Source organism: Streptomyces sp. NBC_01232 (assembly GCF_035989885.1).
Taxonomy (GTDB): Bacteria; Actinomycetota; Actinomycetes; order Streptomycetales; family Streptomycetaceae; genus Streptomyces.
The window spans coordinates 1,788,327-1,808,464 of record NZ_CP108518.1; the positions used below are offsets into that span (position 1 = coordinate 1,788,327).

The 20,138-nt window shown below is 70.5% G+C and carries 20 protein-coding genes; 3 read left to right on the top strand and 17 right to left on the bottom strand.

All coding sequences use genetic code 11. From position 1 onward, the window contains the following. Positions 1–5: 5 nt before the first annotated feature. Both hisS and OG444_RS08415 read right to left on the bottom strand, forming a co-directional pair. Positions 6–1,268 carry a histidine--tRNA ligase gene (gene hisS / locus OG444_RS08410; protein ID WP_327261559.1) on the bottom strand — a complete coding sequence of 421 codons (1,263 nt, stop codon included), beginning with the start codon at positions 1,266–1,268 and terminating at the stop codon, positions 6–8. Between the two features lie 10 nt (positions 1,269–1,278). Further along, positions 1,279–1,989: an MBL fold metallo-hydrolase gene (locus OG444_RS08415; protein WP_327261560.1), complete on the bottom strand. Its 711-nt coding sequence runs from the start codon at positions 1,987–1,989 to the stop codon at positions 1,279–1,281. Positions 1,990–2,142: 153 nt separating this feature from the next. Here OG444_RS08415 and OG444_RS08420 point away from each other — a divergent pair, with 153 nt between their 5' ends. Together OG444_RS08420 and OG444_RS08425 are read left to right on the top strand one after the other, a co-directional pair. After that, the gene (locus OG444_RS08420) at positions 2,143–2,934 is read left to right on the top strand and encodes a peptidylprolyl isomerase (RefSeq protein WP_327261561.1); all 792 of its coding nucleotides are present in this window, start codon (positions 2,143–2,145) and stop codon (positions 2,932–2,934) included. A 191-nt stretch (positions 2,935–3,125) separates the two neighbouring features. Next, positions 3,126–4,355, top strand: a complete 1,230-nt coding sequence (locus tag OG444_RS08425) for a DUF349 domain-containing protein (RefSeq protein ID WP_327261562.1) — start codon at positions 3,126–3,128, stop codon at positions 4,353–4,355. A gap of 69 nt (positions 4,356–4,424) precedes the next feature. On the opposite strand, the gene OG444_RS08430 is transcribed toward OG444_RS08425, so the two are convergent. From OG444_RS08430 to OG444_RS08485, 12 genes are all read right to left on the bottom strand, one after another. Beyond that, positions 4,425–6,854 (bottom strand): RelA/SpoT family protein, encoded by a 2,430-nt coding sequence (locus OG444_RS08430; RefSeq protein WP_327261563.1) that lies wholly within the window; start codon positions 6,852–6,854, stop codon positions 4,425–4,427. Between the two features lie 244 nt (positions 6,855–7,098). Continuing rightward, complete coding sequence (locus OG444_RS08435; protein ID WP_327261564.1) at positions 7,099–7,653, bottom strand: adenine phosphoribosyltransferase; 555 nt, start codon at positions 7,651–7,653, stop codon at positions 7,099–7,101. Next, positions 7,650–8,705 carry a protein translocase subunit SecF gene (secF, locus tag OG444_RS08440; RefSeq protein WP_327261565.1) on the bottom strand — a complete coding sequence of 352 codons (1,056 nt, stop codon included), beginning with the start codon at positions 8,703–8,705 and terminating at the stop codon, positions 7,650–7,652. Before secF ends, OG444_RS08435 begins: the two co-directional genes overlap by 4 nt. Positions 8,706–8,708: 3 nt before the next feature. Further along, entirely contained in the window at positions 8,709–10,496 is a 1,788-nt protein-coding gene (secD, locus tag OG444_RS08445) for a protein translocase subunit SecD (protein WP_327261566.1), read from the bottom strand. A 153-nt stretch (positions 10,497–10,649) separates the two neighbouring features. Then, positions 10,650–11,126, bottom strand: coding sequence for a preprotein translocase subunit YajC (gene yajC, locus OG444_RS08450; RefSeq protein ID WP_327261567.1), 477 nt, complete (start codon positions 11,124–11,126; stop codon positions 10,650–10,652). Between the two features lie 165 nt (positions 11,127–11,291). Then, positions 11,292–12,353 carry a Holliday junction branch migration DNA helicase RuvB gene (gene ruvB, locus OG444_RS08455; RefSeq protein WP_030723602.1) on the bottom strand — a complete coding sequence of 354 codons (1,062 nt, stop codon included), beginning with the start codon at positions 12,351–12,353 and terminating at the stop codon, positions 11,292–11,294. Between the two features lie 175 nt (positions 12,354–12,528). Beyond that, entirely contained in the window at positions 12,529–13,161 is a 633-nt protein-coding gene (gene ruvA / locus OG444_RS08460; protein ID WP_327261568.1) for a Holliday junction branch migration protein RuvA, read from the bottom strand. Further along, a complete protein-coding gene (gene ruvC, locus OG444_RS08465; protein ID WP_030387186.1) occupies positions 13,158–13,688 on the bottom strand; it encodes a crossover junction endodeoxyribonuclease RuvC in 531 nt (176 codons plus the stop codon). The genes ruvA and ruvC overlap by 4 nt, the downstream gene beginning before the upstream one ends. Positions 13,689–13,807: 119 nt before the next feature. Continuing rightward, a complete protein-coding gene (locus OG444_RS08470) occupies positions 13,808–14,560 on the bottom strand; it encodes a YebC/PmpR family DNA-binding transcriptional regulator (RefSeq protein WP_030765687.1) in 753 nt (250 codons plus the stop codon). 57 nt (positions 14,561–14,617) lie between these two features. Then, positions 14,618–15,211, bottom strand: a complete 594-nt coding sequence (gene pdxT, locus OG444_RS08475) for a pyridoxal 5'-phosphate synthase glutaminase subunit PdxT (protein WP_327261569.1) — start codon at positions 15,209–15,211, stop codon at positions 14,618–14,620. A gap of 6 nt (positions 15,212–15,217) precedes the next feature. After that, complete coding sequence (pdxS, locus tag OG444_RS08480) at positions 15,218–16,135, bottom strand: pyridoxal 5'-phosphate synthase lyase subunit PdxS (RefSeq protein WP_030010552.1); 918 nt, start codon at positions 16,133–16,135, stop codon at positions 15,218–15,220. Positions 16,136–16,306: 171 nt separating this feature from the next. Next, positions 16,307–16,849 (bottom strand): hypothetical protein, encoded by a 543-nt coding sequence (locus OG444_RS08485; RefSeq protein ID WP_327261570.1) that lies wholly within the window; start codon positions 16,847–16,849, stop codon positions 16,307–16,309. A 233-nt stretch (positions 16,850–17,082) separates the two neighbouring features. On the opposite strand from OG444_RS08485, the gene OG444_RS08490 reads away from it, so the two are divergent. Further along, positions 17,083–17,223 (top strand): hypothetical protein, encoded by a 141-nt coding sequence (locus tag OG444_RS08490; protein ID WP_327261571.1) that lies wholly within the window; start codon positions 17,083–17,085, stop codon positions 17,221–17,223. Between the two features lie 39 nt (positions 17,224–17,262). Here the strand turns inward: OG444_RS08490 and OG444_RS08495 are convergent, their stop codons facing one another. The 3 genes from OG444_RS08495 to pgsA are packed head-to-tail and all read right to left on the bottom strand — an operon-like array spanning position 17,263 to position 20,002. After that, positions 17,263–18,435, bottom strand: coding sequence for a glycosyltransferase family 4 protein (locus tag OG444_RS08495; protein WP_327261572.1), 1,173 nt, complete (start codon positions 18,433–18,435; stop codon positions 17,263–17,265). Beyond that, a complete protein-coding gene (locus OG444_RS08500; protein WP_327261573.1) occupies positions 18,435–19,337 on the bottom strand; it encodes a phosphatidylinositol mannoside acyltransferase in 903 nt (300 codons plus the stop codon). Before OG444_RS08500 ends, OG444_RS08495 begins: the two co-directional genes overlap by 1 nt. Beyond that, positions 19,337–20,002, bottom strand: coding sequence for a phosphatidylinositol phosphate synthase (gene pgsA, locus OG444_RS08505; RefSeq protein ID WP_327261574.1), 666 nt, complete (start codon positions 20,000–20,002; stop codon positions 19,337–19,339). Before pgsA ends, OG444_RS08500 begins: the two co-directional genes overlap by 1 nt. Positions 20,003–20,138: the final 136 nt, after the last annotated feature.

Consider the following 20,138-nt stretch of genomic DNA (forward strand, 5'->3'; position numbering starts at 1 on the left):
TGCCGTCAGGCGAGGCGGGCCCGGACCGTGTCCACCAGCTCGGCGACGGGCACGGCCGTCTGCTCCCCGGACTCCATGTCCTTGAGCTGGACGACGCCCTCGGCGAGGTCCCGCTCGCCTGCGACCACCGTGAGCGGCGCCCCGGACCGGTTGGCGTTCTTCATGTGGCTCTTGAGGCCCTTGGACCCGTACGAGAAGTCCGCCGCGATGCCTGCCCTGCGCAGCTCGGTGACGGCGCCGAAGAGCAGCTTCCGGGCCTCGTCGCCCATGGCGATCGCGAAGACGCTGGTCGTCGGCGGAATGTCCAGCTCGATGCCCTCGGCCTCGAGCGCCAGCACCGTACGGTCCACGCCCAGTGCCCAGCCCACGGACGGCAGCGCCGGTCCGCCGATCATCTCGGACAGGCCGTCGTAGCGGCCGCCGCCGCCCACCGCGGACTGCGAGCCGAGACCGTCGTGGACGAACTCGAAGGTGGTCCGGGTGTAGTAGTCCAGCCCGCGGACCAGCTTCTCGTCGTCCTCGAAGACCACGCCCGCGGCCGTGATCAGCTCGCGCACCTCGGCGTGGTACGCCTTGCACGCGTCACACAGGTAGTCCTTCAGCAGCGGCGCGCCGACCAGCTGCTTCTGCACGTCGTCCCGCTTGTCGTCGAGCACGCGCAGGGGGTTGATCTCGGCCCGGCGCAGCGTCTCCTCGTCCAGGTCCAGGCCCCGGAGGAAGTCCTGGAGCGCCTCGCGGTAGACCGGACGGCACTCCGCGTCGCCCAGCGAGTTCAGCAGGATCCGGAAGTTGCGCAGGCCCAGCGAGCGGTACGCCTGGTCGGCCAGGATGATCAGCTCGGCGTCCAGGGCGGGGTCCTCGGCACCGATCGCCTCGGCGCCCACCTGCGAGAAGTGGCGGTAACGGCCCTTCTGAGGGCGCTCGTAGCGGTAGTACGAACCCGAGTACCAGAGCTTGACCGGCAGGCCGCCGGCCTTGTGCAGGTTGGCCTCCAGGGCCGCACGCAGCACGGACGCCGTGCCCTCGGGACGCAGTGCCAGGTTGGCGCCGCCCTTGGTCGTGAGGGTGTACATCTCCTTCGTGACGATGTCGGTGGACTCACCGACACCGCGGGCGAAGAGGTCCACGTCCTCAAAGCCGGGCGTCTCGACGTATCCGTAGCCGGACTTCCGCAGCGGGCCGGAGATGGCCTCGCGGACCGCCAGGTACTTGGCCGAGTACGGCGGGATCAGGTCGTACGTGCCCTTGGGGGCCTTGAAAGTACTCACGAAACTCTCGTCACATTCCTCGTCGTGGAGCGGCGGTGCCGTCTCCGAGCCCGGCGGCGACCTCCCGAAGGTACGGGTTGGTCGCGCGCTCGCGGCCGATGGTGGTCTGGGGACCGTGGCCGGACAGCACCACGGTCGAGTCGTCGAGCGGCAGGCACACGCGGCCCAGCGATTCGAGGATCTCTGCGTGGGAGCCGCCGGGCAGGTCGGTGCGTCCGATGGAGCCGGCGAAGAGCAGGTCGCCCGAGAAGAAGACCGGCGGGATGTCGGCCAGCTCGGGCATCCGGAAGGTCACCGACCCCTTGGTATGCCCCGGCGCGTGCGCGACGTTGAATTCCATTCCGGCCAATTTCAGGGCGGCGCCGTCGGTCAGCTCGCGGACGTCGTCCGGCTCCCCCACGGTCAGCTCGCCCATGAGGGGCATCCCGATGGAGCGGCCGAGGGCCTTCTCCGGATCGCTCATCATGTAGCGGTCCTCGGGGTGGATCCAGGCCGGTACGTCGTGTGCTCCGCACACCGGGACCACCGAGGCCACATGATCGATGTGGCCGTGGGTCAGAACGACCGCGACGGGCTTGAGCCGATGCTTCTTCAGCGTCTCCTCGACACCCTGGGCGGCCTGATGGCCCGGGTCGATGATGACGCACTCCTCACCGGCGGCGGGGGCGACCACGTAGCAGTTGGTGCCCCAAGCGCCTGCGGGGAACCCGGCAATCAGCACGTTCGTCCTCAATCGTCGTCCGGCGGGAGGTTGTAGACAGGAATCCTGCTGCTCAGAGCCTACCGGCGCCGCTCATTACACAGCGAACCCATATACGGTACGGCCTAGCCCAGCCCGGACAGCAGTACCAGACACGTACAAGGAGACGACCCGGTGGTCACGAGCGATCAGCGACGGCGACAGCTCGCCAAGGAGAAGTACGAGCGCCAGCAGAAGCGCCGGGCCGAGGCCCGGCAGAAGTCGCGCCGGCGTGCGGCCGTGATCGGTGCGGCGGTGGCCGTGGTGATCGCGACGCTGGTGGGCCTGATCGTCGGCGGTGTCTTCGACAAGGACAAGAAGGACCAGGCCGCGGACCCGTCCGCGGACCCCTCGGCCTCGGCGAGCGAGCCCGCGCCCAAGCAGTCCCCCTCGCCGGAGATGGCGATCGACCAGAAGGGGAAGTACACCTTCGCGCTGAAGACCAGCGCGGGCGACATCAACTTCGCGATGGACGCGGCGAAGACCCCGCAGACCGTCAACTCCTTCAAGTCGCTCGCCGACAAGGGCTACTTCGACAACACCAAGTGCCACCGGCTGACGGCCGGAGGGATCTTCGTGCTCCAGTGCGGCGACCCCGAGGGCACCGGCCGGGGCGGCCCGGGCTACAACATCCCGGACGAGAACCTCGATTCGCTGGGCAAGGCCAACGAGCAGGGCCAGGTCGTCTACCCGGCCGGCACGGTGGCCATGGCGAACACGGGTCAGCCCGGCTCGGGCGGCAGCCAGTTCTTCCTGGTCTACAAGGACAGCCCGCTGGCGCCGTCGTACACGCCGTTCGGCAAGATCGACCCGGCCGGCGTGAAGGTCCTGGAAGAGATCGCGAAGGCCGGTACGGTCGACGGCGGCCAGGACGGCGCGCCGAAGAACGAGGTAAAGATCCAGAAGGGCACGGTCACGCAGAACTGACGTGATGCGGGGACCCCGGGCCCGGCCGGCCCACCGCCCGTACGCCGATATTCCGTCGTGCGGGATGCGGACAGCCGGCCCGGCGGTCGCCTATGTTGGCGTTGTGCAGGGCGGGCGCTGCCCGCCCCAGGAAACTGTGGACGATGCCCAGGGGGTGAACCCCTCGCAAGGCATCAGGTGGAGGAGGCGCTGTGAGCAGCGACCCGTGGGGCCGAGTCGACGAGACGGGCACCGTGTACGTGCGTACTTCCGATGGCGAGCAGGTCGTCGGATCGTGGCAGGCCGGCACCCCTGAGGAGGCCCTGGCCTATTTCGAGCGCAAGTACGAGGGCCTGGTGGTCGAGATCGGCCTCCTCGAAAAGCGCGTGCGGACCACTGATCTGTCCGCCAAGGACGCCCAGACGGCTATCGACCACCTGCGCGTGCAGGTCGACGAGCACCATGCCGTGGGTGACCTGGACGCCCTGCGCGTGCGGCTGGACAAGCTGGTCACGACCGTGGAGTCCCGGCGCGAAGAGCGCAAGGTGGCGAAGGCCAAGCAGACGGACGAGGCCCGTGCGGCCAAGGACGCGCTGGTCGTCGAGGCCGAGCAGCTGGCGCAGAGCGACCAGTGGCGCAGTGCCGGTGAGCGGCTGCGCGCCCTGGTGGACATCTGGAAGGGTCTGCCGCGCCTGGACCGCAAGTCGGACGACGAGCTGTGGCACCGGTTCTCCCACGCCCGTTCCGCCTTCTCCAAGCGCCGCAAGGCGCACTTCGCCTCGCTGGACGCCCAGCGCGAGGACGCCCGCAAGGTCAAGGAGAAGCTGGTCGCGGAGGCCGAGTCGCTGTCGAAGTCGACCGACTGGGGTCCGACGGCCGCCCGCTACCGCGAGCTGATGGCGGACTGGAAGGCGGCGGGCCGGGCCCAGCGCGAGTCCGAGGACGACCTGTGGAACCGCTTCCGCGGTGCGCAGGACGTGTTCTTCGCGGCCCGCAGCGAGGTCTTCGCCGAGCGTGACGCCGAGCAGACCGAGAACCTCAAGCTGAAGGAAGAGCTGGCCGACGAGGCCGAGAAGCTCGTCCCGATCACGGACCTGAAGGCGGCCCGCGCCGCGTTCCGCTCGCTCAACGAGCGCTGGGAGGCCATCGGCCACGTGCCGCGGGACGCCCGGCCGAAGGTCGAGGGCCGGATGCACACGGTCGAGCGTGCGATCCAGGAGGCCGAGGAGGGCGAGTGGCGTCGTACGAACCCGGAGGCGCGGGCGCGTGCGGCCGGCCTGACGGGTCAGCTGCAGGCGGCCGTCGACAAGCTGCGTACGCAGATCGACGCGGCGCGTGCGGCGGGCAACAACGCCAAGGCCGACAAGCTGGCGCGTGAGCTGGAGGGCCGCCAGGCCCTGCTGGACCAGGCGCTGAAGGGCCTGGAGGAGTTCGGCGGCTGACGCCCCGGACGCCCGTGTACGCAGGAGGGCCCCGGTACGGAGATCCGTACCGGGGCCCTCCTGCGTGTGCTACGGCCTGCGGGCCGAGGTGACGCGGTAGACGTCGTAGACGCCCTCGACGCCCCGGACGGCCTTCAGGACGTGTCCCAGGTGCTTGGGGTCGCCCATCTCGAAGGTGAACCGGGAGGTGGCCACCCGGTCGCGGGAGGTCTGGACGGCCGCCGACAGGATGTTGACGTGCTGGTCCGAGAGGACCCTGGTGACGTCGGACAGCAGCCGGGACCGGTCCAGCGCCTCCACCTGGATGGCGACGAGGAAGACCGAGGACTGGGTGGGCGCCCACTCGACCTCCAGCATCCGCTCGGGCTCCTGGGAGAGGGAGTCGACGTTGACGCAGTCCGCGCGGTGAACCGATACGCCGCTGCCGCGCGTGACGAACCCGACGATCGGGTCGCCCGGCACCGGGGTGCAGCAGCGGGCCAGCTTGACCCACACGTCGTCGACGCCCTTGACGACCACACCCGGGTCGGCGTTGCTGCGCCGCTTGCGGCCGCGCGCGGGCGGGATCGACTCCTCGATGTCCTCGTTGGCCGCCTCTTCGCCGCCGAGCGCCGCCACCAGCTTCTGTACGACGCCCTGCGCGGCCACGTGGCCCTCGCCGATGGCCGCGTACAGGGAGGAGATGTCGGGGTAGCGCATCTCGTGGGCGAGGGTGACGAGCGAGTCGCCGGTCAGGATGCGCTGGATCGGCAGGTTCTGCTTGCGCATGGCCCGCGCGATGGCGTCCTTGCCGTGCTCGATGGCCTCGTCGCGCCGCTCCTTGGAGAACCAGCCGCGGATCTTGTTGCGGGCGCGCGGGGACTTCACGAAGCCCAGCCAGTCGCGGGACGGGCCCGCGCCCTCGGCCTTGGAGGTGAAGACCTCGACCAGGTCGCCGTTGTCGAGCGTGGACTCCAGCGGGACGAGGCGGCCGTTGACCCTGGCGCCTATCGTCCGGTGGCCGACCTCGGTGTGGACGGCGTACGCGAAGTCCACGGGGGTGGCGCCGGCGGGCAGCGCGATGACGTCGCCCTTGGGTGTGAAGACGAAGACCTCGTTGCGGGAGAGGTCGAAGCGCAGCGAGTCGAGGAACTCGCCCGGGTCCTCGGTCTCCTTCTGCCAGTCCAGCAGCTGGCGCAGCCAGGCCATGTCGTTGACCGTGTCCTGGCCGGCGCTGCCCTTGGCGGCCTGCGGGACGTCGGTGCGGACCTTGGAGGTGCCCGCGACGGTCTGCTGCTTGTACTTCCAGTGCGCGGCGATGCCGTACTCGGCGCGGCGGTGCATGTCGAAGGTGCGGATCTGCAGTTCGACGGGCTTGCCGCTGGGTCCGATGACCGTCGTGTGGAGCGACTGGTACATGTTGAACTTGGGCATCGCGATGTAGTCCTTGAACCGGCCGGGGACCGGGTTCCATCGCGCGTGCACGGTGCCCAGGGCCGCGTAGCAGTCCCGGACGGTGTCGACGAGGACGCGAATGCCCACCAGGTCGTAGATCTCCGCGAAGTCACGGCCGCGGACGATCATCTTCTGGTAGACGCTGTAGTAGTGCTTCGGGCGGCCCGTCACGGTGGCCTTGATGCGGGCGGCCCGGAGGTCGACCTGCACCTCGTCGGTGACGACGGCGAGGTACTCGTCGCGCTTGGGCGCGCGCTCGGCGACCAGGCGCACGATCTCGTCGTACATCTTCGGGTAGAGGATCGCGAAGGAGAGGTCTTCGAGCTCCCACTTGATCGTGTTCATGCCCAGGCGGTGTGCCAGCGGGGCATAGATCTCGAGGGTCTCGCGGGCCTTCTTCTCCTGCTTCTCCCGCTTGAGGTAGCGCATGGTGCGCATGTTGTGCAGCCGGTCGGCGAGCTTGATGACCAGGACGCGCGGGTCCTTGGCCATGGCCACGACCATCTTGCGGACGGTCTCGGCCTGGGCCGCCTCGCCGAACTTCACCCGGTCCAGCTTGGTGACGCCGTCGACGAGCAGGGTCACGGCGTCGCCGAAGTCGCGGCGCAGGTCCTCGAGGCCGTACTCGGTGTCCTCGACGGTGTCGTGGAGCAGACCGGCCATGAGGGTGGCGGGATCCATGCCCAGCTCGGCGAGGATCGTGGTCACCGCGAGCGGGTGGGTGATGTACGGATCGCCGCTCTTGCGCTTCTGGCCGCGGTGCCAGCGCTCGGCGACCTGGTAGGCCTGCTCCAGCTGGCGCAGCGTCGACGTCTCGATCTTCGGGTCGTTGCTGCGGACTATACGGAGCAGGGGCTCCAGAACCGGGTTGTACGGGTTCGAGCGCTGCACGCCGAGCCGGGCGAGGCGGGCGCGCACCCGGTTGGAGGACCCGGCGGACTTCGCCGGCGCGGGCTTGGCCGGCGGCGCCGGAGGGGCCGGCGGGGGCGTGGCGGGAGCCGCCGTGGTCTGCTCGGCCTGCGGGTCGGGCTGCGCGGCGGAGATTGGCTGGACCTCGTCTGGCAAGAGCGCTCCTCTGGGGGTCCCCCCGGACGCAAGTGTGGGGGAGGATCCGGTGCCCGTGTCCGGTCCGGACAACCCATGGTAGCGAGGGTTGGCCCAGCCCGTTCCCCCAGCCTCCGCCCCCTGCTGCCGGCCCACCGGTGTCCGAGGCACGGGGGTCCGGGGGCGGAGCCCGGCAGCAGCCCCGCACACGGAAGCGGCGGGCACCCGGGATGTCCCGGATACCCGCCGCTTCGGCACAGCAGGGTCAGACGACGATCAGCGCGTCCAGCGGAGCCCCGTCCAGGGCGGGCGCCAGCTTGGCCCGCCCCGGCAGGAACGACAGCTCCATCAGGACCGCCACGCCAGCGACCTCCGCGCCGGCCCGCCGGATCAGCGAGAGCGAGGCCTCCGCCGTCCCACCGGTGGCCAGCACGTCGTCGATGACCATGACCCGGTCACCGGCCGACAGGTCCTCCGCGTGGATCTCGATCTCCGCGGTGCCGTACTCCAGCTCGTACGACTGCGCGAGCGTCGCGCCCGGCAGCTTTCCGGCCTTGCGCACCGGCACGAAGCCGATCCCGGCCTGCACGGCCACGGGAGCCGCCAGGATGAAACCGCGCGCCTCCAGCCCGACGATCTTCGTCGCGCCGTACCGCCCGGCCAGCTCCACCAGCGTGTCCGTCAGCGCGGCGAACGCCTTGGGGTCCGCCAGCAGCGGGGTGATGTCCTTGAACATCACGCCCGGCTTCGGGTAGTCCGGCACGTCCTTGATCCGGCTGAGCAGCAGGGAGCGGACGTCCTCGGACAGCGGCGCCGTCAACGCCGCCGCCCCGGCCGGCCCTGCGCCACGACCTGCGGCTCGTCCTCGGCCTCGTAGGCCTCGTCCGGGGACTCGCCCTTGGCCACGGCGGCCGCCCGCTTCGCGAGCACCCGCTTCTTGAGCGCCTTCATCGCCGGCTCGCGCTCCTTGAGGTCGACGACCAGCGGGGTCGCGATGAAGATCGAGGAGTACGCACCGGCCGCGAGGCCGACGAACAGCGACAGCGAGATGTCGTTGAGCATGCCCGCGCCCAGGAAACCGCCACCGATGAACAGCAGGGCGGCGACCGGGAGCAGCGCCACGACCGTGGTGTTGATCGAGCGGACCAGGGTGCCGTTGATGCTGCGGTTGGCGATCTCGCTGTACGTGTAGCGGGTCTGCTTCGTGATGTCCTTCGAGCCCTCCTTCAGACCGTCGAAGACGACGACGGTGTCGTAGAGGGAGTAACCGAGGATCGTCAGCAGACCGATGACCGTGCCCGGGGTGACCTCGAAGCCGACGAGCGCGTACACGCCGACGGTGATCGTGAGGTCGTGGATCAGCGCGATCAGCGCGGCGACCGCCATGCGCCATTCGAAGGCGATGGCCAGGTAGATCACCACGAGGACCATGAAGATCCCGAGACCGGTCCAGGCCTTGTTCGCGATCTGCTCGCCCCAGCTGGGGCCGACCAGGTCGGCGTTGATGTCGGCCTCGCCGACCTTGAGGTCGGCGGCGAGCTTCTTCTTGACGTCGGTGGCGGCGTCGGTGTCCACACCCGAGATCTGGATGCGCAGACCGCCGGTGCCGAGCTCCTGGACGATCGCGTCGTGGCCGGAGGCCTCTTCCGCGGCTTCCGTCGCCTTGGCCACGGAGACGGTCGTCTTCGGGGTGGTGAAGACGGCACCGCCCTTGAACTCGATGCCCATGTTGAGGCCCTGGACGGCCAGGGCGACGATCGCCGTGATGGTGATCAGGATGGAAACGCCGTACCAGAGAAAGCGCTTGCCGACGAAGTCGTAGCCGACCTCACCGCGGTACAGCTTGGCGCCGAGATCTCCCAGCTTCGACATCTCTCACGCCTCCTTTGCGTCGACGGGGGCGGGGGCGGAACCGGTACGGCGGGACCGGCGCAGCGGAGGCTTGGCGCCCAGCCGCTTCGGGTCCAGCCCGGACCACGGGTGTCCGCTGGCGAAGAACTTCGTACGCGCCACCAGGGTCATGACGGGCTTGGTGAAGAGGAACACCACGACCACGTCGAGCAGGGTGGTAAGACCCAGTGTGAAGGCGAAGCCCTGGACCTTGCCCACGGTGACGATGAACAGCACCGCTGCGGCGAGGAACGACACGAAGTCGGAGACCAGGATCGTGCGACGGGCACGCGGCCAGGCGCGCTCGACGGCCGGACGCAGGGTGCGGCCCTCGCGGATCTCGTCCCGGATGCGCTCGAAGTACACGATGAACGAGTCCGCCGTGATGCCGATCGCCACGATGGCGCCGCAGACGGCGGGCAGGTTCAGCGCGAAGCCGATGCCCTTTCCGAGGAGCGACATGATCGTGTAGGTCAGGATCGCGGAGACCAGGAGGCTGACGATGGCGATGAACGCCAGGCCCCGGTAGTACACCAGCAGGTAGATCACCACGAGGGCGAGGCCGATGGCGCCGGCGATCAGGCCGGCCTTCAGCTGCTCGCCGCCGAGGGCGGCGGTGACGGTGGTGACGCTGTCCTCGCTGAAGGAGAGCGGCAGGGCGCCGTACGAGAGCATGTTGCCCAGGTCCTGCGCGGACTGCTGGGTGAAGCCGCCCGAGATCTCGGCGTTGCCACCGGTCAGCGCCTGGCTCACGGACGGGTCGGAGATGACCTTGCCGTCGAGCACGATCGCGAACTGGTTCTGCGGCATCTGCTTGGTGGCCAGCTCACCGGTGATCTTGGCGAACTTGTCGGCGCCCTTGTCGGTGAACTGCATGGTGACGATCCACTGGCCGCGCTGGGGGTCGATCTGCCCCTTGGCTTCCTTCACGTCCTGGCCGTTGACCTGGGCCGGGCCGAGGACCCACTTGCCCCAGGCGTCGCCGCGCTGGCCACAGGCGATCATCGGCTCCTCGGGCTTGGCGCCCTGGCCGGCGGCGGCGCGCTGCGCCGGGTCGTTGCAGTCCAGTGCCGCGAACTTGGCCTGGAGGGCCGCTGCGGCGGCCTCGTCACCGGTCGGCGCCGGCGCGGAGGCCGAGGGCGACGGAGCCTTGGTGTCGTCTGCCTTCTTCGACTCGCTCGCCGAGGGCGAGGGAGTGGGGGCGGCCGGGGCCTTGAGGGCCTCACTGAGCGCGCGGCCCTGGGAAGTGGCGCTGGACGACGGGGTGGCGGAGGGGCTGGTCTTGCCGTCCCCGGCCTTGGGAGCCCCGGAGCCGCTCGCGGAGGGGCTCGGGCTCGGGGTGCCCTCGGGAGCGGCCGGGGAGCCGTCCGCGAAGGCGATGACCGGGCGGAAGTAGAGCTGGGCGGTCGTACCGACCTGCTCGCGCGCCTGCTGCTCGTTCGTCCCCTTGGGGATGTTCACGATGATGTGGTCGCGGCCCTGGGTCTGGACCTCCGCCTCGGACACGCCGAGACCGTTGACGCGGCGGTCGATGATGCCGACCGCCGTGTTCATGTTGGTCTCGTTGATGGCGCTCTCTTTGCCGGGCTCGCTCTTGGCCTTGAGCGTGATGCTCGTGCCGCCGGCGAGGTCGATGCCCAGCCTGGGAGTCGTCTGCTTGGAGATGAACATCCCCGCGGTGAGCGCCACCATTGCGATCAGGATGATCGCCAGGGCACGCCCCGGCCTCCCCTGAGCCCCCGTGGGCCGCCGGCCCTTCTTCGGTGCTGCCACCTTGTCGTTTCTCCCTGTCCAACCGTCCCGCGCCGGGTCAGCGCGTGGACGGCCACGAAATGTGTGGTGGGGACCCCTGCCCCCCGCAGAAGTGTCACAGACGAGGACCGTGCCGGTCGCCGGTCGGGCGCCTCCACGGTCCCCCGTCGAGCGTTACTTCGCGCCGGCCTCGCCGTCGGACTTGCCGTCCTTGGGCTCGTCGTCGCCCTTGGGCGCGTCCTCGTCCTTCTTGCCCAGGTCGAGCTTCGGAGCCTCGTCCTCGTCCTTGGTGAGGTCCGTCTTCGGAGCCTCGGTCAGCGAGGAGGCGTCATCCGGGACGACCGGCGTGTCGGTCGGCTCGTCGTCGCTGATGCCGTGGACGATGCGGTTGTACTCCGCATCCTCGAGAACGGCGCCGATGGAGTTCTTCGCGAAGATCGCGTGGACGCCGGGAGCCAGCTCCAGAGTGACGGTGTCGTCACCGATCTCCTTCACCGTGGCGTACATGCCGCCGATGGTGCGGACCCCGGTGCCGGGCGTCATCTGGTTGCGCATCTGCGCAGCTGCCTGCTGCTTCTTCTTCGCGGAGCGGGTCATCAGGAACATCGCCCCGATGAGCACGATGAACGGGAGGAGTGTCACGAGATTCACGGGACGGAGATCCTTCGCACGACCGCACGCGGACGGCGGCCTTTTCTACGGGGGTGGGCACACCGACCCGAAGGGTCGGCATCGGCGGAGTCTAGGCGAGTCCGCACCGATGGAACAACGCCCAGCATGGCACCGCAGTTCCTGAGGGCGCGAACCTCCGCGCCGTCAGGCCCCGAACAAGCCCTGTTGTCCGCTTGATCCACTCCCGCCGTGCTGCGGCGGTACGAGTCCCAGGTGAGCCCATGCGGCGGGCGTCGCCACCCGTCCCCGCGGGGTGCGGGCGAGCAGCCCCTCGCGGACCAGGAAGGGCTCCGCGACCTCCTCCACGGTCTCCCGTTCCTCGCCGACCGCCACGGCGAGGGTGGACAGGCCCACGGGTCCGCCGCCGAAGAGCTTGAGCAACGCTTCGAGAACGGCCCGATCCAGTCTGTCGAGGCCGCGCCCGTCCACCTCGTACACCTGGAGGGCGGTGCCGGCCACCTCGCGGTTGATCACGCCGTCGGCCCGGACCTGGGCGTAGTCGCGGACACGGCGCAGCAGGCGGTTGGCGATACGCGGGGTGCCGCGGGAGCGTCCGGCGATCTCGGCGGCGCCGGCGGTGTCGATCTCGACGTCGAGGAGGCGGGCGGAGCGGTGGATCACGCGTTCCAGCTCCTCGGGGGCGTAGAACTCCATGTGACCGGTGAATCCGAAGCGGTCGCGCAGCGGCGGGGGCAGCAGGCCGGCCCGGGTGGTGGCGCCGACCAGGGTGAAGGGCGGCAGCTCCAGCGGGATCGCGGTGGCCCCGGGGCCCTTGCCGACGATCACGTCGACGCGGAAGTCCTCCATGGCCATGTAGAGCATCTCCTCGGCGGGCCGGGACATGCGGTGGATCTCGTCGAGGAAGAGGACCTCGCCCTCCTGGAGGGAGGAGAGGATCGCGGCGAGGTCGCCGGCGTGCTGGATGGCGGGGCCGGAGGTGATGCGGATGGGAGCGCCCATCTCGGCCGCGATGATCATGGAGAGGGTGGTCTTGCCGAGGCCGGGCGCACCCGAGAGCAGGACGTGGTCGGCGGTGGCTCCGCGCTGGCGGGCCGCCTTGAGGACGAGGTCCAGCTGCTGGCGGACCTTCTCCTGGCCGACGAACTCCCCGAGGTCCTTGGGGCGCAGGGCCGCCTCGACGGCGGTGTCCTCGCCGTCGGCGGCGGCCGCCACGATCCGGTCGTCGCTCTCGTCTTCCCAGTTCACGCTGTCAGTCTGCCTTCTCGGTGGTGGAGCAGGTGTTCGGTGCCCCGCGGGCGCAGCTCGGCACAGGGGGCCTCGCCGACGTTCGCGGAGCAGGGTGCGGGGCGGATCCGTGGCGGGGTCGGGGGCGGAAGAGCCCCGCTCATGGAGCCCCGGGCACGGCGGGGCCGCGGAGCGGTCAACGGGCCCGGTTGAGGGACTGCAGAGCCGCCCGCAGGAGCTGCGGCACGGGGGCGGAGCCGCCGGCGGCGATGGCCGCCTCGGCCTGCGGGGTGACTGCGGCGACGGCGTCCTCCGCGTCGCGCGAGGCGTAGCCGAGGCCGATCAGGGCGGCGGAGAGCTGCTCGGTCCAGGGGGCGGGTCCGGAGGCCGCGGCCCGCTGGGCGCCCACGAGGCCGCTGCTGCCCAGCGGAGCCCCCAGCTTGCCCTTCAGTTCGAGGAGCAGCTTCTGGGCCCCCTTCTTGCCGATGCCCGGTACCGCCACCAGCGCCTTCTCGTCCCCCGTGGAGACGGCGAGGCGCAGGGCGTCGGGGCTGTGCACGCCGAGCATGGCCTGCGCGAGCCTGGGCCCGACGCCGCTGGCGGTCTGCAGGACCTCGAAGACCTGGCGCTCGTCGTCGTCGGCGAAGCCGTAGAGGGTCAGCGAGTCCTCCCGTACGACCAGGGAGGTGGCCAGCCGGGCCTGCTCCCCCATCCGCAGGCCGGAGATGGTGTTCGGCGTGCAGTGCACGGCCATGCCCACTCCCCCGACCTCGATCACGGCAAGGGTGGGGGCGAGTGCGGCGACGGGGCCGCTGACGAAGGCGATCATCGGGTACGGCCTTTCGAGGCGTGCAGAGCGACCGCCTGCTGGAGGCGGTTCTGGGCGGGGGCCCGCCAGATGTGGCAGATGGCGAGGGCGAGGGCGTCGGCGGCGTCCGCCGGCTTGGGCGGCGCGTCCAGCCTCAGCAGCCGGGTGACCATCGCCCCGACCTGTGCCTTGTCGGCCCGGCCGCTGCCGGTGACGGCGGCCTTGACCTCGCTGGGGGTGTGCAGGGCGACCGGTATCCCGCGGCGGGCCGCGCACAGCATCGCCACGGCGCTCGCCTGGGCGGTGCCCATCACGGTGCTGACGTTGTGCTGGCTGAACACCCGCTCCACGGCGACGACTTCGGGCCGGTGCGTGTCGAGCCACTCCTCGATGCCCTGCTCGATGGCGACGAGCCGGAGGCCCAACTCGGCGTCCGCGGGCGTCCGTACGACCCCCACGCCGAGCATGGTCAGGGGCCGGCCGGCCACACCCTCGACCACGCCGACGCCGCACCGGGTCAGCCCCGGGTCCACACCGAGTACGCGCACGCACCAACCCCCTGTCCTTCGCTCGCCTGTCCGGTCCGGTGCAGGCTATCCGGCGCCACTGACAAAGCGACGGGCCGACAGGGTGTGTCCCTGTCGGCCCGTGGAAATCAGTGCCCGGATCAGGCGTCGACCTTCTCCATGACCTCGTCCGAGACGTCGAAGTTGGCGAAGACGTTCTGCACGTCGTCGCTGTCCTCCAGCGCGTCGATCAGCTTGAAGATCTTGCGCGCGCCCTCTTCGTCCAGCTCGACCTGCATGGTCGGCAGGAAGTTGGAGTCGGCCGAGTCGTAGTCGATGCCGGCGGCCTGGAGCGCGGTACGGACCGCGACCATGTCGGTGGCCTCGCTGATGATCTCGAAGCTCTCGCCGAGGTCGTTGACCTCTTCGGCACCGGCGTCGAGCACCGTCTCCAGAACGTCGTCCTCGGAGAGCTCGCCCTTGGGCAGCAGGACGACACCCTTGCGGTTGAACAGGTACGAGACCGAGCCCGGGTCGGCCATCGAGCCGCCGTTGCGGGTCATGGCGACGCGCACGTCGGACGCGGCACGGTTGCGGTTGTCGGTGAGGCACTCGATGAGCACCGCGACACCGTTGGGACCGTAGCCCTCGTACATGATCGTTTCGTAGTCGGCGCCGCCGGCCTCGAGTCCACCGCCGCGCTTGACCGCGGAGTCGATGTTCTTGTTCGGGACCGAGCTCTTCTTGGCCTTCTGGATGGCGTCGAAGAGCGTCGGGTTGCCATCGATGTCGGCGCCGCCCATACGGGCCGCGACCTCGATGTTCTTGATCAGCTTCGCGAAGAGCTTGCCGCGCTTGGCGTCAACCACGGCCTTCTTGTGCTTCGTCGTAGCCCATTTAGAGTGGCCGGACATCTGCCTGTCTCCTTCGCGTCACCAACAATGTTCGCCTCAGATCCTACCGGGACGCCGTTACAGCCCGGTGCGCACCATGTCGACGAAGTACGCGTGAACGCGGTCGTCTCCGGTCAGCTCGGGGTGGAACGAGGTCGCGAGGACATTGCCCTGGCGCACGGCGACCGTGTGGCCGTCGTACGTGGCGAGCACCTCGGCGGCGGCGCCGACCGACTCGACCCAGGGGGCACGGATGAAGACGCCCTCGACGGGACCGCCCGCTATGCCCGCGAAGTCGACCTTCGCCTCGAAGGACTCGTTCTGCCGGCCGAAGGCGTTGCGGCGCACGATCATGTCGATGCCGCCCAGCGTCTCCTGGTCCGCACGGCCGTCCAGGAGCTTGTCCGCGAGCATGATCATGCCGGCGCAGGTGCCGTACACGGGCATTCCGGCGGCCACGCGCTCGCGCAGCGGCTCCAGCATGCCGAACAGCACGGCCAGCTTCGACATGGTGGTGGACTCGCCGCCGGGGATCACCAGGGCGTCGACCTCGGCGAGCTCCTCGGGACGCCGGACCGGCCTGGCCACGGCGTCCGCCGCGGCCAGGGCGATCAGGTGCTCCCGTACGTCGCCCTGGAGCGCCAGGACACCGATCACGGGGGTGTTCGTCATGACCGATTACCAGCCGCGGTTGGCGTAGCGCTCGGACTCGGGGAGGGTGTCGCAGTTGATGCCGACCATGGCCTCGCCCAGGTTGCGGGAGGCGTCCGCGATGATCTTCGGGTCGTCGTAGAAGGTGGTGGCCTTCACGATGGCGGCGGCGCGCTTGGCCGGGTCGCCCGACTTGAAGATGCCGGAGCCGACGAAGACGCCCTCGGCACCGAGCTGGCGCATCAGCGCGGCGTCGGCGGGGGTGGCGACGCCACCGGCGGAGAACAGCACGACCGGGAGCTTGCCGAGCTCGGCAACTTCCTTGACGAGCTCGTACGGGGCGCGCAGCTCCTTGGCGGCGGCGAACAGCTCGTTGTTGTCGTAGCCGCGCAGGCGGGCGATCTCGTTCTTGATCTGGCGCAGGTGGCGGACGGCCTCGACCACGTTGCCGGTGCCGGCCTCGCCCTTCGAGCGGATCATGGCCGCGCCCTCGGCGATGCGGCGCAGGGCCTCGCCCAGGTTGGTGGCGCCACAGACGAAGGGGGTGGTGAACGCCCACTTGTCGGAGTGGTTGACCTCGTCGGCCGGGGTCAGGACCTCGGACTCGTCGATGTAGTCGACGCCGAGGGACTGCAGGACCTGTGCCTCGACGAAGTGGCCGATGCGGGACTTGGCCATGACCGGGATCGAGACGGCCTCGATGATCTCTTCGATCATGTTGGGGTCCGACATGCGCGCGACGCCGCCGTCCTTGCGGATGTCGGCGGGGACCCGCTCCAGGGCCATGACGGCCACGGCGCCGGCGTCCTCGGCGATCTTCGCCTGCTCGGCGTTGACCACGTCCATGATCACGCCGCCCTTCAGCTGCTCGGCCATGCCGCGCTTGACGCGCGAGGTGCCGATCGCCGACTCGGCGGACTGGGGGGAGGTGGGAAGCGTGCTCACGGATTGACCTCACTCGAAGGGAGCTCGAAAGGAAGACGGGGTACTGCTCGTACTACCCGACCGAGGAAACCCCAGGGGACCAGTCCACTACAAGGGCCAATGTGGAGCCTGTGGCTCCTTGATTTGTCCCTCGCGGCCCTTGGAAGGTCGGCCTGATCGGCAGGACACCCCCTAGACCGGCCGATCTGCAAGATCCACCGGAGGCTCGTCGTCCATTTCGAAGGCGAGCGGGAAGGGCGCGTGCCCCGCCAGTCTGAACCAGCGGACCTTGCGATGCCTGCGCAGCGCGCGGGCGGCCCGTACCGAGTCGTTGAGGAAGCGCCGCGCCATCGGCACCCGGCGGACGGCCGCCGCCAGCTCCTCCGTGGCCTCCGCCCCGCCGGGGGCCGCCTTGAGCACGTCGACCTGGTCGGCATCGGCGAAGACCGCCCGCAGTGCCTGGCTGAGCTCGCTCTCGGCGACCTCGCGGTGCTCCTCCTCGGCCTGCCGGGCGGCGTGCGCGGCCTCGTACAGCACCAGGGAGGAGGCGGGGTCGAGCACCCCGGAGGTGGCCACCTCCAGCACGACGGAGGCCCGGCGTACGAGCTGCGCGTCGAGGGCGGCCCGCGCGGCGTCCATCCGCGAGTGCAGCCGGTCGAGCCGGCCGGCGGTCCAGCTGAGGTAGACCCCGATGACTCCGAGAGCCAGGGCGATCCAGACAAGGGTTTCGATCACGCTGCGCGACCCTACCGCTCCACTCGTCCCCCGCCCCCATCGGGCCTGGCCCCGGCCACCCCGGACCGCATAGGGTCCATGATCCACACCGATCGGGGGGACACCGGCACATGGCGCCGTACCGCAGACCACTGGCCACAGCCCTGTCCGCCGTGGCGGCCGTCCTCGTGGCGGTCGCACTGGTCGCCGTCAGCCGGGGCGGCTCGTAGGGCGGCCTCGTCGTCCTGCACCAGGTGCGCGGCCATGTCGTCGCGATGGGCTGGGTGACGCTGATCGCCCTGATAGCGGCCGTCGTGCTGGGGGTGCGGCGCCCGTACACGCGCGTGACCGTGGACGCCGGCGGGCCGCCCGACCGGACCGTCAGCGCCGGCTGACCGGAGCGACGCCCCCGGACCCGGAGGCGGTGCGGCCCGTCAGGAGGACGAGACGTCCTTCGAGAAGCCCAGGCGGGTGCGCAGCGGTACCCGCTCGTCCGCGCCGACCGCCGCCGCGCCGTCCGTCACCGTTTCGTAGACGGCCAGGATGTCCGCCCCGACCGTGGACCAGTCGAAGCGGCGGACGTGCGCCGCGCCGCGGGCGCTGAGCTCGGCCCGGCGGCCTGGGTCGCGGAGCAGGGTGATCGCCGCCGTCGCCAGGGCGTCGGCGTTCTCGTTGGCGAAGAGGTCGCCCGCCCCGCCCTGGTCCAGGACCTGCGCGAAGGCGTCCAGGTCCGAGGCGAGGACCGCGGCCCCCGCCGAGAGGGCCTCGACCAGGATGATGCCGAAGCTCTCGCCGCCGGTGTTCGGGGCGACGTACACGTCGACGCTGCGCAGCAGCCGCGCCTTGTCCTCGTCCGAGACCATGCCGAGGAATTCGACCCGCTTGCGCAGGTCCGGGGGCAGGGAGGCCACCGCCTCCTCCTCGTCACCGCGGCCCGCGACGAGCAGCCGTACGTCCGGGCAGGCCTCGACGATCTTCGGGAAGGCGGCCATCAGCACCGGCAGGCCCTTGCGGGGCTCGTCGATCCGGCCGATGAAGCCCAGGGTCTGCCCGGACCACTCGGGGTTGGGCTCGGCCTTGGCGAAGAAGTCCACGTCGACGCCGTTGGGGATGACCACCGCGTCGCCGCCGAGGTGCTCCACCAGCGTGCGCCGGGCGTACTCGCTCACCGCGATCCGCGCGCTGATCTTCTCCAGGGCCGGCTGCAGGATCGGGTACGCGGCGATCATCGCCCGGGACCGGGGGTTCGAGGTGTGGAAGGTCGCTACGATCGGCCCCTGCGCCGCCCAGCAGGACAGCAGGCCCAGCGAGGGCGAGGCCGGCTCGTGGATGTGGATCACGTCGAAGGTGCCGTCGTGGAGCCAGCGCCGCACCCGGGCGGCGGAGAGGAACCCGAAGTTGAGGCGGGCCACGGAGCCGTTGTACGGGACCGGCACCGCCCGCCCCGCCGAGACCACGTACGGCGGCAGCGGGGTGTCGTCGTCCGCCGGAGCGAGCACGGACACCTCGTGGCCGAGGCGGATCAGGTGCTCCGCCAGGTCCCGGATGTGGAACTGGACGCCACCCGGCACGTCCCACGAGTACGGGCACACGATGCCGATCTTCACTACGGGCGCTCCTCCAGGTCGTCCAGCCACAGCCGCTGCAGCATGTGCCAGTCCTCCGGGTGCTCGGCGATGCCCCACGCGAAGACGTCCGCCACCGCCTGCGTCATGACGGTGGTCTTCTCGGTCCGGGTCCCGGTCTTCGGAACCTCCACCTCGGGGTGGATCCGGCCGTACATCCGGGGAGTGTCGCCGTAGTGCAGGGTGGCCGGGAGCAGGACCGCGCCGGTCTGCTGGGCCAGCAGCGCCGGCCCGGCCGGCATCCGCGCGGTGGATCCGAAGAAGTCCACCTCGACCCCGGAGGCCGACAGGTCCCGGTCCGCGACCAGGCAGACCAGGCCGCCGGAGCGCAGCCTGCGGGCGAGGGTGCCGAAGGCGGCTCCGCCGCTGTGCGGCAGGACCTCCATGCCCAGGCTCTCCCGGTAGGCCACGAACCGGTCGTAGAGGCTCTCGGGCTTGAGCCGCTCGGCGACCGTGGTGAACGGCGCCTTCATGTGGCCGATGGCCCAGGCCCCGGCGAGGTCCCAGTTGGCGAGGTGCGGCAGGGCGACGATCACTCCGCGCCCGGAGTCCAGGGCCTCGCGCAGCAGGTGCTCGTCCGTGAACTCGACGTCCGTGCTGAACCGTTTCGGATCCATGGTCGGCAGCCGGAAGGACTCCATCCAGTACCGCATGTAGGAGCGCATGCCCGCCTGCGACAGCTCGCGCAGCCGCTCCGGACCGGCGTCGGGCACCACCCGGGCCAGGTTCGACTCCAGCCGCAGCACGCTCTTGCCGCGCCGCTTCCACGCGAAATCGGCGATCCGCCGGCCGAGGGCCACGGCGGCCGGCTCGGGCAGCTTCTTGACGCCGGCCCAGCCGAGCCCGTACAGCGAGTCGACCAGCTTGTCCTGTGTGGCACCCATCAGGCCGCGCCGCCCTCGGCGGCGGCGGCCGCCGCGTCGGCCTCGGCCGACTCGCGCCGTACGGTGACCACCCGCTGGATCAGGGTGACGAGCGAGCCCACCGCCACGATCCACAGCGCGATCGGCAGCAGCACGCCGATCCAGGACGGCACCCCGAAGGTCTGCAGCCCGGACAGGCCGGCCGCGACCAGCGAGATCACCAGCCGCTCGGCCCGCTCGATGAGCCCGTTGACGGCCACCGGCAGCCCGATCGACTCGCCGCGCGCCTTGGTGTACGAGACCACCTGGCCGCTGGCCAGGCAGAAGATCGCCACCGCACAGAGCGCGTTGTCGTTCCCGGAGCCCGCGTACCAGAGCGCGAGACCGCCGAAGATCGCCGCGTCCGCCACCCGGTCGAGGGTGGAGTCGAGGAAGGCCCCCCACCGGCTGGAGACCCCGGCCTGGCGGGCCATGTTCCCGTCCACCAGGTCGGAGAAGACGAAGAGGGTGATCGTGATCGTGCCCCAGAAGAACTCGCCGCGGGGGAAGAAGAACAGCGCTCCGGCCACGACTCCGGCCGTGCCGATCAGGGTGACCGCGTCCGGGCTCACCCCCCGCCGGAGCAGAAAAGCGGCGAATGGCGTGAGAACACGCGTGAAGAATGCACGCGCGTACTTGTTCAGCATGGCCTTCCCGGAGGGTCGCTGGGCCGCACGGCCACCACGGCCACCGGCTGGCCCATCGTAGCCAGCGCGCCACCGCGCGAGCGCCGCGCACCCACCGGTTCGTGCCACGTAAGACGTACTTCACGCCGCGGACCCC